This is a genomic window from Arthrobacter sp. zg-Y238 (assembly GCF_024385525.1).
GTDB classification, from domain to species: domain Bacteria; phylum Actinomycetota; class Actinomycetes; order Actinomycetales; family Micrococcaceae; genus Arthrobacter_B; species Arthrobacter_B jinronghuae.
Window position 1 is genome coordinate 470,593 of record NZ_JANFLU010000001.1, and the last position, 15,218, is coordinate 485,810.

Here is a 15,218-nt window from a genome sequence, read left to right on the forward strand (position 1 = left end):
CCAAGGCCACGTAATTCGATCTGATCCTCACAGAGTCCTAGGTAGTCTTGCAGTAAGATCCTGTCGTTTTTCGTTACTACCTCCTTTAGCCTAAATCGTTTAGAGCGCTGGTCCATCAGGGCCCAGAAACGAAGGAGATACTGCATTTCGAAATCCCGATGCATTTGGCGGTTTATGTGTCGGATTTGGATGAACGCAATAGCAACTGCGAGTAGCGTAAATAGTGAGACAAGGGCAGTTACGCCTTCGGCCCAATTAGGGGGTTGTGTTGAGAACAAGGTTGCCTCACTTAGAATGCGCGTTTGGAAGTTTTGAGCCTCACGATTGGTGCAAGCCTATCGTGAGGTGAGCGCAGTTTTGACGCGGAACTGTGTAGTGACGGGTCCGCCGGCCAGTTGTTACTGTATTTGGTTTGTTTACGCGGCGCCTTTTCAAAGTAAACGGTTTCAAGGGTCATTAGAGCCCTAGAGGCTGCCCCTTGACGTGACCCGCACCACATGCAACCCTGATGATATACGATTTCGTACTTCATCCAGGAGAGACATGGGCAACGACGCCACCAAGGACACGCTGAAGCAGGCCGGCAAGGTCATCGCCGTCCACATCAACTACCCCTCGCGGGCAGCAGAACGCGGACGCACCCCGGAACAGCCCTCCTACTTCCTCAAGCCCAGCTCCTCCCTGGCCCTGACCGGCGGCAGCGTAGAACGCCCGGCCGGCTGCGAGCTGCTCGGCTTCGAAGGCGAAATCGCCCTCATTATCGGCAAGACCGCCCGTCGCGTCACCGTCGAGGACGCGTGGAGCTACGTCGGGGGAGTGACCGCCAGCAACGACCTGGGCGTGTACGACCTGCGCTGGGCAGACAAGGGCTCCAACCTCCGCTCCAAGGGCGGCGACGGCTTCACCCCCGTCGGCCCGCACATCCTTGACGCGGCCGACGTCGACCCCGCCGACCTGCGCGTCCGCACCTGGGTCAACGGCGAACTCGCGCAGGACGACACCACCGCAGACCTGCTCTTCCCCTTCGCGCAACTGGTCGCCGACCTCTCCCAGCTGCTCACCCTGGAACCCGGCGACCTGATCCTCACCGGCACGCCCGCCGGAGCCTCCGTGGCCGTCCCCGGCGACCGCCTCGAAGTTGAAGTGGACGTCCCCGGCACAGACAAGAGCACCGGACGCCTCGCCACCACCGTCACCGACGGCATCACGCCGCTGGCACGGTTCGGCGCCCAGCCGAAAATCGACGACAAGCAGCGCGAAGAAGCATGGGGTTCCGCAGAAAAGGCCGGCCTCGCCCCGCAGCCGGAAACACCGCAGGAACAGGCCAAAACCCTCACCCCGGAACTCAAGGCCAAGCTCGAATCCGTCGCCACCGCCACCTTGTCCTCCCAGATGCGCGCCCGCGGCCTGAACAACGTCTCCATCGACGGCCTCACCGGCACCCGCACCGGCCGCAAGGTGGTCGGCACCGCCCGCACCCTGCGCTTCGTGCCCAACCGCGAGGACCTCTTCAAGACCCACGGCGGCGGCTACAACGCGCAGAAACGCGCCATCGACTCCGTCGGCGACGGCGAAATCCTGGTCATGGAAGCCCGCGGCGAAAAGGGCACCGGCACCCTGGGCGACATCCTCGCGCTGCGCGCCAAGCACAACGGTGCCGCCGCCATCATCACCGACGGCGGCGTCCGCGACTACTCAACCGTCGCCGGCATCGAGCTGCCCGTCTACTGCGCCAACCCGCACCCCGCCGTCCTCGGACGCAAGCACGTCCCCTGGGACACCGACATCACCATCGCCTGCGGCGGCGCCACCGTACAGCCCGGCGACATCATCGTGGCCGACGACGACGGCATCCTCGTCATCCCGCCGGCCATCGCCGAGGAGCTCGTGGAGGCCTGCATTCGGCAGGAACACCAGGAAGAATTCATCGCCGAAATGGTGAAGGCCGGCCACGGCGTCGACGGGCTGTACCCGATGAACGCCGCCTGGAAGGAAAAGTACGAGGCCTGGGCAGCGGAACAGGCATGAGCGCAGCAGCCAACAGCACCGGGCAAGCCACCAGCACCGCCACGGGCACCGGCTCCAAGTCGGAACAGGCCTACGAACAGCTGAAGGAACGCATCCTCGGCGGGGAAATGAGCCCCGGCTACCGCCTGGTGCTCAGCAGCATTGCCACGGAGATGGGCTTCAGCGTGGTCCCGGTCCGGGAAGCCATCCGCCGGCTCGAAGCCGAAGGGCTGGTGCACTTTGTCCGCAACGTCGGCGCCAACGTGGCCGGCATCGACCCGGACCTGTACCTGCACACCATGCAGACCCTCAGCATCATCGAAGGTGCCGCCACCGCCCTCGCGGCCCCTGACATCAGCGCCGAGGAACTGGCCCAGGCCCGCAAACTCAACAACCAGATGCGCGAGGTCCTGGACAACTTCGACCCGGTCCGCTTCACCGCCCTGAACACCGAGTTCCACGCCCTGCTCTACGCCCGGTGCCCCAATCCGCACATCCTGGATCTGGTCCACCGCGGCTGGAACCGGCTTGGCCGGATGCGCTCCTCGGTCTTCCGGTACGTCCCGGACCGGGCGCACGCTTCGGTGCAGGAACACGAGGCGCTGCTGGACCTGATCGACGCCGGCGCCCCGGCCCCCGACGTCGAGCACGCCGCCCGCGCGCACCGCACCAACACGCTCAACGCCTTCCTGGCCCAGAGCCACCAGCCGCCCTCCCCGATCTAAAGAACTTCCCCGATCTAAAGAAACACACGAAAGAGGAACACCCATGACCACGCACTTCGTCCCCGAAAACCTGCCCACCCACATCCAGCACTTCATCAACGGCAAGTTCGTGGACTCCGCCAGCGGCGCCACCTTCGATGTGCTGGATCCGGTCACCAACAAGACCTACGCCACCGCCGCCGCCGGGCAGAAGGAAGACATCGACGCCGCCGTCGCCGCCGCCCGAGAAGCCTTCGTCAACGGCCCGTGGCCGAAGATGAAGCCGCGCGAACGCGCCCGCATCCTCAACAGGATCGCCGACGCCGTCGAGGCCCAGGAAGAACGCCTGGCCGAAATGGAAACCTTCGACACCGGCCTGCCCATCACCCAGGCCAAGGGCCAGGCCCTGCGTGCCGCGGAGAACTTCCGCTTCTTCGCGGACCTGATCGTCGCCCAGTTCGATGACGCCATGAAGGTCCCGGGCGCCCAGATCAACTACGTGAACCGCAAGCCCATCGGCGTCGCCGGGCTCATCACCCCGTGGAACACCCCGTTTATGCTCGAATCCTGGAAGCTCGCCCCGGCCCTGGCCACCGGCAACACCGTGGTGCTCAAGCCGGCCGAATTCACCCCGCTTTCCGCCTCGCTCTGGGCGGACATCTTCACCGACGCCGGCGTCCCCGCCGGGGTGTTCAACCTGGTCAACGGCCTGGGCGAGGAAGCCGGCGACGCCCTAGTGAAGCACCCGCAGGTCCCGCTGATCTCCTTCACCGGCGAAACCACCACCGGGCAGACCATCTTCCGCAACGCCGCGGAAAACCTGAAGGGCCTGTCCATGGAGCTCGGCGGCAAGAGCCCCTGCGTCATCTTCGCCGACGCGGACCTGAACGCCGCCATCGACTCCGCCCTGTTCGGCGTCTTCTCCCTCAACGGCGAACGCTGCACCGCTGGCTCCCGCATCCTGGTCGAACGCCCGGTCTACGACGAGTTCTGCGAACGCTTCGCCGGCCGCGCCAAGACCATCGTCGTCGGCGACCCGCACGATCCCAAGACCCAGGTGGGCGCGCTGGTGCACCCCGAACACTTCGACAAGGTCGCCTCCTACGTGGAGATAGGCAAGACCGAAGGCCGCCTGCTCGCCGGCGGCGGACGCCCCGAAGGCCTCGAAGAGGGCAACTACATCGCACCCACCGTCTTCGCCGACGTCGCCCCCGACGCGCGGATCTTCCAGGAGGAAATCTTCGGCCCCGTCGTCGCCATCACCCCCTTCGGCACCGAAGCCGAAGCCCTGGAACTGGCCAACAACACCAAGTACGGCCTCGCCGCCTACATCTGGACGCAGGACCTCACCCGCGCACACAACTTCGCGCAGAACACCGAGGCCGGCATGGTCTGGCTCAACAGCCACAACGTCCGCGACCTGCGCACCCCGTTCGGCGGCGTGAAGTCCTCCGGCCTGGGCCACGAGGGCGGCTACCGCTCCATCGACTTCTACACCGACCAGCAGGCCGTGCACATCACCCTGGGCAAGGTCCACACCCCCAAGTTCGGGACCGACGACGCCGCCCAGGTCGACGGCTAAAGCCTCCTCGACACTTCCCCCGCCTTTTGCAAAGGAGCAAAACCATGGAGATTGAAAACCGCATTCCCACCCCGAGCATCGCCCCGCCGGACATCGTCCGCTGCGCCTACACGGACCTGGTGGTCACCGACCTGGAACGGTCCCGGAAGTTCTACGTGGACGTCCTCGGCCTGCACGTCACCGAAGAGGACGACGGCGCCATCTACCTGCGCTCCCTCGAGGAGTTCATCCACCACAACCTGGTGCTGCGCAAGGGCCCAGTGGCCGCCGTCGCCGCCCTTTCCTACCGTGTCCGCACCCCCGAGGACGTGGACGTCGCCGAGGCGTACTACCAGGAACTGGGCTGCCGCACCGAACGCCGCAAGGACGGCTTCGTGAAGGGCATCGGCGACTCCGTGCGCGTGGAGGACCCGCTGGGCTTCCCCTACGAGTTCTTCTACGAAGTGGACCACGTGGAGCGCCTCACCCAGCGCTACGACCTCTACTCCGCCGGGGAACTGGTCCGCCTGGACCACTTCAACCAGGTCACCCCGGACGTGCCCCGCGGCCGCGCCTACCTGGAGGACCTGGGCTTCCGCGTCTCCGAGGACATCAAGGATTCCGACGGCGTTACCTACGCCGCCTGGATGCACCGCAAGCACACCGTCCACGACACCGCCCTGACCGGCGGTGACGGCCCGCGGATGCACCACTTGGCCTTCGCGACGCACGAAAAGCACAACATCATCCAGATCTGCGACAAGATGGGCGCCCTGCGCATCTCCGACCGGATTGAACGCGGCCCCGGCCGGCACGGCGTCTCCAACGCCTTCTACCTCTACATCCTCGATCCGGACGACCACCGCATCGAGATCTACACGCAGGACTACTACACCGGCGATCCGGACAACCCCACCATCACCTGGGACGTCCACGACAACCAGCGCCGCGACTGGTGGGGCAACCCCGTAGTCCCGTCCTGGTACACCGAGGCCTCCCTGGTGCTGGACCTGGACGGCAACCCGCAGCCGCTCACCGCCCGCACCGAGACCTCGGAAATGGCGGTCACCATCGGCGCGGACGGGTTCTCCTACACCCGCCCCGACGACGGCGGCAGCTCCTCCGGCGAGGCCGCGAAGGGCTTCAAGATCGGCACCCAGCTCTAGACCGCGCCCGACGACGGCGCCCGGCCCGGCGCCGTCGTCGTCGCACCCTACGAACACACCCCCCCGAACACGCCGCACCCTCCGAACCCAAAGGAATTGCCGTGCTAGATAAACAGACTCTCCGGGCGGTGGCCGATGAGCTGCTCGAAGCCCAACGCACCCGCACCCCGGTGCCGCGCCTGACCGAGCGCTACCCGGACATGACCATCGATGACTCCTATGCCGTGCAGAACCTCTGGCGGGAACGGATGATCGCCTCCGGGCGGTCCCTGGCCGGCCACAAGATCGGCCTTACGTCCAAGGCCATGCAGGCCGCCACCGGCATCACCGAACCCGACTACGGCGTCATCCTCGATGACATGGTGCTGGAAAACGGCTGCACCCTGGAGTGGGACCGCTACACCCATCCGCGGATCGAGGTGGAGCTCGCGTTTGTGCTCGGCAAGCCGCTCTCCGGGCCGAACTGCACCCTGTTCGACGTCCTGGACGCCACGGACTACGTGGTGCCCGCGCTGGAAATCCTGGACTCCCGGATCGAGATGGAGGGCCGGACCATCGTGGACACCATTGCGGACAACGCCGCGATGGGCGCCATGGTGGTCGGCGGGAACCCGGTGCGACCGGCCGACGTCGACCTGCGCTGGGTCTCGGCCCTGCTGTACCGGAACCAGGGCATCGAGGAAACCGGCGTCGCCGCCGGAGTGCTCAACCATCCCGCTGCCGGCGTGTACTGGCTGGCGAACAAGCTCGCCGTGCACGGCACTTCGCTGGAGGCCGGGGAAATCATCCTCGCCGGCTCCTTCACCCGCCCGATGTGGGTATACAAGGGCGACACCGTCTTTGCCGACTACGGACCGTTGGGAACCATCACATGCCGCTTCGAGTAGAGGAAACCTTCGCCGCCCGGCTGGCCGGCGGCCGGCAGACCGGCATGTGGGTCTGCTCCGGCAGCCCGCTGGTCGCCGAAATCTGCGCCGGGTCCGGGCTGGACTGGCTGCTGATCGACGCCGAGCACAGCCCCAACGGGCTGGAGTCGCTGCTGGCCCAGCTGCACGCGGTGCACGGCTATCCGGTCAGTGCGCTGGTCCGCCCGCCCGTCGGGGACGCGGTGCTGCTGAAGCAGTACCTGGACCTGGGGGCGCAGAACCTGCTGATTCCCATGGTGGACACCCCGGAACAGGCGGCCGAACTGGTCCGCGCCGTCCGGTATCCGCCGCTGGGCATCCGCGGGGTGGGCAGTGCCCTGGCCCGCGCGTCGCGCTGGAACCGGATCGAGGGGTACCTCGAAAACGCCGCGGAGTCCGTGACGCTGCTGGTGCAGATCGAGACCGCCGCCGCCGTCGAGAATGTCGAGGCGATTGCCGCCGTCGACGGGGTGGACGGACTGTTCATCGGGCCGTCGGACCTCGCCGCATCCATGGGCCACCTCGGGCAGCAGGAGCACCCGGACGTTGTTGCCGCCGTCGAGCACTGCATCCGCGTGGTGAAAGCTGCTGGCAAACCGGTGGGCGTAAACGCGTTCGCCGAAGCCACTGCCCGCCGCTATATCGACGCCGGCGTGGACTTCATCCTGGTGGGTGCCGACGTCGCACTCCTGGCCCGGGGCAGCGAAGCCCTGGCCGCCAAATTCATTCCAGCCGCGGACGACGACGTCCGCGCGAGTTACTGACAAGGATTCCCATGGCTGCACCTTCCGGCACCGCCGCCGGCCCCCATTCCCCTCGATCCACCCCTCAATCCGCCTCTCGATCCACGCCTCGGGACACCCGCAAGGTCGCGGTCGCCACGCTGATCGGCACCACCGTTGAGTGGTACGACTTCTTCATTTACGCCACCGCCGCAGGATTGGTCTTCTCCGAGCTGTTCTTCAAGCCGGCCGGAAGCGAGTTCGCCACCCTCGTCACGTTCGCCTCGGTGGGCCTGAGCTTCCTGTTCCGTCCGCTCGGCGCCTTCCTGGCCGGGCACTACGGCGACAAGATCGGCCGCAAGGCCATGCTGGTGCTGACCCTGCTGCTCATGGGCGGGGCCACCACGCTGATCGGCGTACTGCCCACCCATGCCACCGCCGGCATCTGGGCACCCATCCTGCTGGTGCTGCTGCGCATCATCCAGGGCATCTCCGCCGGCGGCGAATGGGGCGGCGCGGTGCTGATGTCCGTGGAACACGCCCCGCGCAACCGCCGCGGCCTCTTCGGCTCCTTCCCGCAGCTGGGCGTGCCGCTGGGCATGTTGCTGGCCTCCGGCGTGACCGCGCTGATGACCGGCGTGATTTCCCCGGGCGACGAGTTCGTCGAGTGGGGCTGGCGCCTGCCGTTCCTGCTGAGCATCGTGCTGATTGTGGTCGGTTTCCTGGTCCGCAGGTCCGTGAGCGAAAGCCCGGTCTTCGAGGAAATCGCCGAGAAGAAAAAGCAGACGCAGATGCCCATCGTGGAGCTGATGAAGAACCACTGGAAGCTGGTGATCCTGGCCGCCCTGGTCTTCGCGGGCAACAGTGCCGCCGGCTACATGACCACCGGCGGGTTCATCCTGAACTACTCCACCAACCCCGAGGGCCCCGTGGCATTGGACCGCACCGACGTGCTGCTGGCCGTTTCCGGTTCGGCGGCCCTGTGGTTCATCTTCACCCTGGTCAGCGGTTTCATGGCGGACCGGATCGGACGGAAGAAGACCTACCTCATCGGGTTCGCCTGCCTGGCCCTGACCGTGTTCCCGCTGTTCTGGCTGATCAACACCGGTGACATCTGGATCCTGTTCCTCGGCATGGCCCTGTTCACCGTGGGGCTCGGCCTGACCTACGGGCCGCAGGCCGCCTGGTACAGCGAGATCTTCCCGGCGTCGATCCGCTTCTCCGGTGTTTCGGTGTCCTACGCGCTCGGTGCCATCATCGGCGGGGCGTTCGCGCCGACCATCGCCGCGGCATTGGTCAAGGAGACCGGTTCGACGACGGCGGTCTCCGCCTACCTGCTGGTGATGATTGTGCTCGCTGCGGCCGCGACCATGATGCTGCGCGACCGGCCGGGCATCGACCTGTCCATCCGGAACCAGGCGGAGCAGGAAGTCGGCGCGACCATCTTCGACAAGCGCCGCGGGGTGTCTACGGATGCCCCGGTGTCGAAGGCGGTTGGTTCGGGCACGGGCAAGGTGGAAACCCGCTAGCCGCCGAGCCGAGCCCGGGAGGCGGCTTGTCCAATGAGGTCCCGCGGCGTGGGGTCGGGCGCCGGCGCGGGCGTTTCCAAGACGGGCACCGACAGCGCGTTTAGCGCTCCCAGTCGGTGACCCGGCATGCTTAGCCGGGGGCCCGGTGGGCTTAGGGGTTCGATTCCCCTAACCTGCCGGGCCTTAGCTGTTTCCGGGATGACCGGGCGTCCCTGCGAAACGAAAAGGCACTAATTACCGTTCTCCGTCCAAAAATCGGTAATTAGTGCCTTTTCGTTTGCCGCAGTCGCCGCTCGCCGCACGGCGTCCCACGAAGTGGTGCTGGTGGGGCTGCTGGTTCCTCATCGGGCAACATCCGTACCATTCCGTGGGATGCTGTGCTCGCGCCGGCCCCTCCGCTGCACGGCGTCCCACGAGGTGGTGCTGGTGGGTCTGCTGGTTCCCCACCAGGCAACATCCGTACCATTCCGTGGGATGCTGTGCTCGCGCTGACCCCTCCGCTGCACGGCGTCCCACGAGGTGGTACTGGTGGGGCTGCTGGTTCCTCATCAGGCAACATCCGTACCATTCCGTGGGATGCTGTGCTCGCGCCGATGCTCGTGCCGACCCCGCCGCCGCACGATGCCGATGCCAGCAAGCGGCCCCGGCCCGGCCTCGCCAAACACCCGCAGCCTGACCCGGTCAGGGCGCTTCGACCGTCGAAGCCTCCTGCGGCAGCTCGTTCTGGCGCTGAAGAAAAGTCCTGCCGCGGACTGGCTTCTCGCCGAAGGACCGGAACACCAGCGGCAGTCCGCGGGCGGTCCACGGATCCGCTCCGTCCATCGCCTGCACATGCACGTGCGGCTGCGTGGAATTGCCGGAGTTTCCACAGTCCCCAAGATGCTCGCCCTCGCGGACCTGCTGCCCGGCAGAAACCCGGATCGAGCCGGACCGCAAGTGCATCACCCCGACCACCGGGCCGCCGTCGGCCGTCTCGATGAGGACGTAGTTTCCGGCAATCGCCCCGGTTCCCTCCCGCAGCCGGCCCTGCTGGCCCAGCATGTACGGGATGAGCGCCAGCTGCGACCGCCGGGCTTCATGGTCCGCTTCGCCGTCGTACATGGTGACCACCTGCCCGCTGACCGGAGCCAGGATCGGACGCCCGAAGGCGAAGAACAGTTCCGGCGGCTCGGTGCCGAACGCGGTGCGCCAGCTGGCCGTGGGAGCCGACCGGCCGGCGTCGTCCACACCCACGAAGTCGATGGCGTAGGTGGTGGCAAGCAGATGCGTGCCGTGGCTGGGTACCCGCCGCAGGGGACTGTTCTGCACTTTCCATTTCCCGGTGAAGGGGAGGGAAACCACCAGCGGGGCATCGGGGGTGTTCATCATGGTTCCCTTTATAGGCACCCCGCCTCTCGTGCACGATGACTTGCGCCGGTTCGGGTTCGAGATGGGCGGGGAGACTGCCGCAGGTTCGGGGTCCGGGCCTAACCTGAAAGTGCACTGAGGGTGCGGGCCGGACGACCAGCTCCCTCGGCAGCTTCTCCGGCATAGGCCCAGCGAACAGCAGAAGCTCCGTCAGGGCTTCGCGGCAACAGGGAGCATCAACATGTGCACAGGCATCAGGTTCTCGGACGGCAGCGGCAACCTCTATTTCGCCCGCAATCTCGACTGGACGTCTGATTTCGGGGAGCGGGTGGTGGTGACGCCCACCGGGTACACCACCAAGTCGCCCTTCGGGGCGGTGCCGAAGATCCAGCATGCGGTCATCGGCATGGGCATCGTTCAGGAAGACACACCCCTGTACTTCGACTGCGGCAATGACGCAGGCCTGGCCGTCGGCGGCCTCAACTTTCCGGGGTACGCGCAGTACGCGCCGGCACCGGTCGACGGCGCGACGAACGTCGCCGCATTCGAGTTCCCGCTCTGGGTGGCCTCCCAGTTCAGCACCGTCGACGAGGTCGAGGCGGCCCTGGACACGGTTGTCATTGTGGACAGGCCGATCAACGACCAGTACCCGAGCTCACTGCTGCACTGGTTGATCGGCGACTCGACGCGCGCCATCGTCGTGGAGTACACGAGCGACGGCATGCACGTCTTCCGCGACGACGTCGATGTCCTGGCAAACCAGCCCGGCTTCGGTTGGCACCACGAGAACCTGCGCAACTACCTCAATGCCTCGCCCGACTTCCCCGAGGAGGTTGTGCTCAACCAGGCGCACCTGACCCCGTTCGGCTCGGGGTCGCTGATGCGGGGGATCCCCGGCGACTACTACTCGCCGTCGCGGTTTGTGCGCGCGGCCTACGTCCACGCGCACTACCCGCCCAAGACAAGCGAAGAGGAGAACGTCAGCCGCGCGTTCCACACGCTGCAGCAGGTCGCGATGGTGGAGGGAAGCGCGGCCATGGGCTCGGGCGAGTTTGAGAAGACCACCTACACCGGGCTCTTCTCATCCCGGACCATGACCTACTACTGGAACACCTACGACGACCCGGCGATCCAGAGCGTCGCGCTGGCCGATTACGGGGCAGACAAAACGGAGCTTGTGGTCGTCTAGATTCTCCTGCGCGCCCGGGGACCAAGGGAGACTGCCGTGCCGAACCTCGCCAGTATCCTCAGCGATACCGCAGCCCGCTCACCGGCCAGTCCCGCGCTGAGGATCGGCGACAGCATGATGAGTTACGCGGCGCTGGATGGGCTGAGTGCCCGTGCCGCCGGTTTGCTGGCATCCCGCGGCATCGGCTCCGGTGACCGGGTGGCGCTCCTCTTGCCCGATATTCCGCCGATGGCCGCCCTGTATTACGGGGTCCTGCGGCTCGGGGCCGTTGCAGTGCCGATGAACCCGTTGCTCGGTGCCCGGGAGATTACGTATCAGTTGGCGGATTCCGGCGCCCCGCTGCTCTTTGCCTTCGGCTACGAGGACATCATTGCCCATGCGGACGACGGCGCAGCGGAGGCTGGCACCAATGTCATCCCGGTGAATACCGGCAGCTTCCGTGAGCTGCTCGCCGCCGCGGAGCCGCGTCCGGGGGTGGTGGACCGAGCCGATAACGACGCCGCCGTCATCCTCTACACCTCGGGAGCCACGGGTACGCCCAAGGGTGCAACGCTCTCGCACGCCAATCTGCGCAGCGCCGCCGATGCTGCCAGCGGCCTGCTGTCGGTGCAGGACTCCGACGTGCTCTTTGGGGGACTGCCGCTCTTCCACGGTTTCGGGCAGGCCCTGGTGATGAACGCTGCCGTGCTGGCGGGAGCTTCCGTCAGCCTGCTGCCGCGGTTCGAACCCGGAACGGCGCTGCAGATGATCGAGCGGGATGGGGTCACCATCTTCGCCGGGATTCCAGCGATGTACGCGGCCATGCTGGAGCATCCGGCCCTGGGGGAGACCGATACATCCAGTGTGCGATCGGGAATCTCCGGTACGGCGCCGCTGCCGCGCGAGAGCCTGGAGGGCTTCGAACGGGCCTTCGGCGTGCAGGTCCTGGAGGCATACGGGCTGGCCGAAGCCCTTGTCTCGTTCAATGCCCCGGTTCCGGAGCGGCGCCCTGGATCGGTCGGCCAACCCGTACCCGGTATGGAGGTGCGCATTGTGGACGGTGCCGCCAACGACGTTCGTGAAGGCGAGGCCGGTGAGCTGGTCACCCGCGGCGAGGGGCTCATGCTGGGCTACTGGAACGACCCTCAGACAACGGCTGGGGCACTGACGGACGGCTGGCTTCACACCGGCGACCTGGCGCGGTTTGATGAGCAGGGCAACATCTACGTCGTCGGCCGTGTGGAGGTTTGACGGACCGGCACCGCAAACCTCTCCGGAGAATCGAAAGAGCATTAGTTACGGTTTTCCGGCCGGGAAACGGTAACTAATGTCTTTTCAATCGAGGGGTACCCGAAACCCGCTGTCCCGTGTAGATTACTTCGCATGCGAAACAATACTGAGGCAGCGGTCACGTCCGAACGAATCAGCATCCCCGTCCCTGCGGGCGGTGCGCTCGCCGGCACCGTACGCCTGCCGGCCGACGCCGCGCCCCGCGCCGCCGTCGTCATCCACCCTGCCACGGCGGTGGCCGAACGGCTGTACACCGGCTTCAGCGAATACCTGGCCGAAAACGGCTACGCAGTCCTGACCTATGACTACCGCGGAACCGGTGCGTCCGGCAGCCCGAAGGCCAACCGGAAGCTGCGGATGCGCGACTGGATGGCCCAGGACGTGCCGGCGGCCGCGGACTGGATGGCCGAGCGGTTCCCGGAGCTGCCGCGCCTGGCCGTCGGGCACAGCATCGGCGGACACGCGATGGCCCTGGACAACGGCACCGACGGACTGCTGGGGTTCGTGGCAGTGGCCTCGCACGCCGGTGTCACCAAGGCCATCCAGGATCCGAAGGAACGGCTGCGCGTGGGACTGGTCCTGCGGGTCCTCGGCCCGGTCACCAGCCGGCTGCTCGGCGCAGTGCCGGGCCGGAAAATGGGCCTGGGCGAGGACATGCCCGGAGGGGCCATGCTCGAGTGGAGCAAGTGGTCACGCCGGCCCAACTACTTCTTCGACGACCCGAGCATGGATGCCGCCGAACGTGCAGCCCGGGTCAAGACCGAGGTGCTGTCCATCGGCTTCACCGACGACCTCTGGGCCACCCCAGGACAGATCAACGCCATCTACAGCCGGCTGACCAACGCCCCGCTGGAGCGGCGCACTTACTCGCCCGACGACGCCGGGGTACCCGCGATCGGGCACATGGGCTTCTTCCGGCGCGGGGTTAAGGACAAGCTGTGGCCCGAGATCCTCACCTGGCTGGACGGACGGATCGCGAAGCAGCCGTGACCGCGGGCGGTGCCGGCGGGGACCGCGGCGCCGGCAGGACGGACGACGGCGGCCGGCGGCGTCCGCCGCGGCTGGTCTTCCTGACGTTGACCGCCGAGCGGCGGCTGCGCCGGTGGATCGGCCGCCGGGGTGAGGACCGCGGGCTCAGTGCGCCGGCCGCCGGGGTGCTGCTGTATCTCGCTACCCGTCCCGGCGCGAGCACCGGCGAGGTGGCCGAAGCAGTGGACGCCTCGCCGGCCGGGCTAAGCGGGCTACTGTCCCGGCTGGAGAAAGCCGGGCTCGTCACCCGGGCACCTGATCCGGCCGACCGCCGCACCATCCGGGTGAACCTGACCGCCGACGGGAAGGCTGCGCTCGGCGTCGTGCAATCCGCCCTGGGCGAGCTGAACGGAAAGATCACCGACGGGTTCAGTGCCCAGGAGCTGGCCGTCGTTGCGCGCTGGCTAGAGCACGTGGGGCGAGTGCTGGATTAGTCCGGATCCGCGAGGAGACCCCGCCGTCCGCAGCGTCCTGGGCAAGCCGGATCGTCGCCTTCCAGCCCCACACCGACGTTGCCAGGCCACCATAGCCGGGGCTGTACCACCGCTCCTGCCCTTCATCGTTCGGTTCTGCATTCCCGATCACCTGCAGGCGGCCTTCGGTGAAGATTTCGATCCGGGTCAATGCTCGTTCAAGCGGAACGAGTCCCGTCACCTCGGCGGTGCCGGGCGCCGATCCGCCGCGCCAGGGCAGCAGGGCAATGATGAAATTCGTGCGCACCCGAGGCTCAAGTTCCACAACCTGCAGGCATGCCCAATTGCCGGACGAGCCCTGCACCGGGACCAGGTCACCGACCATGAGTGAGGTGGCGGAAGTCGGCGAGAAAGGGAACGCTCTGGGTTTCATTGGAGCCTCGAGCTGATCGGCTCAGACCGCTCCCCGGCGGAAGCCCCGGTAGCCAAGTACCGCAGCGAGGCCGAGCCAAATGGCACCGGAAACGTAGTCGAACCATTCGGCCGCATTTCCGAAAGCGAGTATTGAGAACATCAGCATGGCGACCGCACCACAGAAATACATGACGGCGTCACTTGAGCGGTTGTCGGATTCGGTGCCCCCGGGAATTGTCATGCTGGGAAGAATACCTTGCTGCTCATGGCCGGCTGACAGGTCAGGGGTTCGATTCCCCTGAGCCTGTTGAACGAAACCGGGGGAGGCCCCGCTTAGGATGGGCGCATGCGCCAAGATCCGAGCGACTGGACCCCCGTGAGCACCGAGCGGCTGCTGCTGCGCCGCCTCGAACGTTCGGACTACGATGTCGCCATCCGGATCCATACGGACCCCCGGACCAACCGGCACAATCCGCATAGCCCCACCGTGGAATCCGTGGCACGGAGCCTGCAGGATTTCCTGGACCACTGGGACCGGGAGGGCTTCGGCTACTGGGCGGTGGTCGAACACGAGGCCCCGGAGATCGTCGTCGGTTTCACCGGACTACAGCGCGCCGTCGTGGACGGCCGGACCATCCTCAACCTGTATTACCGCTACGACCCGGCGGTCTGGGGCCGGGGCTATGCGAAAGAGGGAGCAACGGAAGCGGTCCGGCGCGGCCGGAAGCTGCTGCCGGAGCTGCCGGTCCTGGCCCGCACGACGACGACGAACACCGGTTCCCAGCGGACCGCCCTCGCCGCCGGGCTGCAGCATTTTCCCGGGTTGGACCGGGAGTATGCCGGAGTACCGGAGATGTATTTGGCCCTGGGCTGGCCTGGGATCTCTGGCGGAGACCCGCTCTAGCGATTGGAAGACTGCAGCCGGCCCAAGTGTTCCTTAGCCAGGCACACACACGTGGTTAT

Annotated in this window: 14 protein-coding genes; 12 read left to right on the top strand and 2 right to left on the bottom strand. The window is 66.7% G+C overall.

Going from position 1 to position 15,218, the window contains the following annotated elements; all coding sequences use genetic code 11:
- Nucleotides 1-543: 543 nt before the first annotated feature.
- The 7 genes from NNX38_RS02375 (at nucleotide 544) to NNX38_RS02405 (ending at nucleotide 8,594) form a co-directional block, all read left to right on the top strand.
- Nucleotides 544-2,028 (top strand): fumarylacetoacetate hydrolase family protein, encoded by a 1,485-nt coding sequence (locus NNX38_RS02375; RefSeq protein WP_255796551.1) that lies wholly within the window; start codon nucleotides 544-546, stop codon nucleotides 2,026-2,028.
- Entirely contained in the window at nucleotides 2,025-2,732 is a 708-nt protein-coding gene (locus NNX38_RS02380) for a GntR family transcriptional regulator (protein ID WP_255796552.1), read from the top strand. Before NNX38_RS02375 ends, NNX38_RS02380 begins: the two co-directional genes overlap by 4 nt.
- A gap of 43 nt (nucleotides 2,733-2,775) precedes the next feature.
- Nucleotides 2,776-4,293, top strand: coding sequence for a 5-carboxymethyl-2-hydroxymuconate semialdehyde dehydrogenase (gene hpaE, locus NNX38_RS02385; protein WP_255796553.1), 1,518 nt, complete (start codon nucleotides 2,776-2,778; stop codon nucleotides 4,291-4,293).
- Nucleotides 4,294-4,343: 50 nt separating this feature from the next.
- The gene (gene hpaD, locus NNX38_RS02390) at nucleotides 4,344-5,438 is read left to right on the top strand and encodes a 3,4-dihydroxyphenylacetate 2,3-dioxygenase (RefSeq protein ID WP_255796754.1); all 1,095 of its coding nucleotides are present in this window, start codon (nucleotides 4,344-4,346) and stop codon (nucleotides 5,436-5,438) included.
- Nucleotides 5,439-5,539: 101 nt separating this feature from the next.
- A complete protein-coding gene (hpaH, locus tag NNX38_RS02395) occupies nucleotides 5,540-6,325 on the top strand; it encodes a 2-oxo-hept-4-ene-1,7-dioate hydratase (protein WP_255796554.1) in 786 nt (261 codons plus the stop codon).
- Entirely contained in the window at nucleotides 6,310-7,107 is a 798-nt protein-coding gene (locus NNX38_RS02400; protein WP_255796555.1) for an HpcH/HpaI aldolase/citrate lyase family protein, read from the top strand. The genes hpaH and NNX38_RS02400 overlap by 16 nt, the downstream gene beginning before the upstream one ends.
- An 11-nt stretch (nucleotides 7,108-7,118) precedes the next feature.
- The gene (locus NNX38_RS02405; protein WP_255796556.1) at nucleotides 7,119-8,594 is read left to right on the top strand and encodes an MFS transporter; all 1,476 of its coding nucleotides are present in this window, start codon (nucleotides 7,119-7,121) and stop codon (nucleotides 8,592-8,594) included.
- Nucleotides 8,595-9,275: 681 nt separating this feature from the next.
- Here the strand turns inward: NNX38_RS02405 and NNX38_RS02410 are convergent.
- Entirely contained in the window at nucleotides 9,276-9,962 is a 687-nt protein-coding gene (locus tag NNX38_RS02410) for a M23 family metallopeptidase (RefSeq protein ID WP_255796557.1), read from the bottom strand.
- Nucleotides 9,963-10,182: 220 nt separating this feature from the next.
- Between NNX38_RS02410 and bsh the strand changes: the two genes are divergently transcribed.
- The 4 genes from bsh (at nucleotide 10,183) to NNX38_RS02430 (ending at nucleotide 13,862) form a co-directional block, all read left to right on the top strand.
- Entirely contained in the window at nucleotides 10,183-11,130 is a 948-nt protein-coding gene (gene bsh / locus NNX38_RS02415; protein ID WP_255796558.1) for a choloylglycine hydrolase, read from the top strand.
- Nucleotides 11,131-11,166: 36 nt separating this feature from the next.
- Nucleotides 11,167-12,360: an AMP-binding protein gene (locus tag NNX38_RS02420; RefSeq protein ID WP_255796559.1), complete on the top strand. Its 1,194-nt coding sequence runs from the start codon at nucleotides 11,167-11,169 to the stop codon at nucleotides 12,358-12,360.
- A 132-nt stretch (nucleotides 12,361-12,492) separates the two neighbouring features.
- The gene (locus NNX38_RS02425; RefSeq protein WP_255796560.1) at nucleotides 12,493-13,389 is read left to right on the top strand and encodes an alpha/beta fold hydrolase; all 897 of its coding nucleotides are present in this window, start codon (nucleotides 12,493-12,495) and stop codon (nucleotides 13,387-13,389) included.
- A complete protein-coding gene (locus NNX38_RS02430; protein ID WP_255796561.1) occupies nucleotides 13,386-13,862 on the top strand; it encodes a MarR family transcriptional regulator in 477 nt (158 codons plus the stop codon). Before NNX38_RS02425 ends, NNX38_RS02430 begins: the two co-directional genes overlap by 4 nt.
- 433 nt (nucleotides 13,863-14,295) lie before the next feature.
- Here the strand turns inward: NNX38_RS02430 and NNX38_RS02435 are convergent, their stop codons facing one another.
- On the bottom strand, nucleotides 14,296-14,496 hold the full coding sequence (locus tag NNX38_RS02435; RefSeq protein ID WP_255796562.1) for a hypothetical protein: 201 nt from the start codon (nucleotides 14,494-14,496) through the stop codon (nucleotides 14,296-14,298).
- Between the two features lie 105 nt (nucleotides 14,497-14,601).
- On the opposite strand from NNX38_RS02435, the gene NNX38_RS02440 reads away from it, so the two are divergent.
- Nucleotides 14,602-15,159, top strand: coding sequence for a GNAT family N-acetyltransferase (locus NNX38_RS02440; protein ID WP_255796563.1), 558 nt, complete (start codon nucleotides 14,602-14,604; stop codon nucleotides 15,157-15,159).
- The last annotated feature ends 59 nt before the right edge of the window (nucleotides 15,160-15,218 follow it).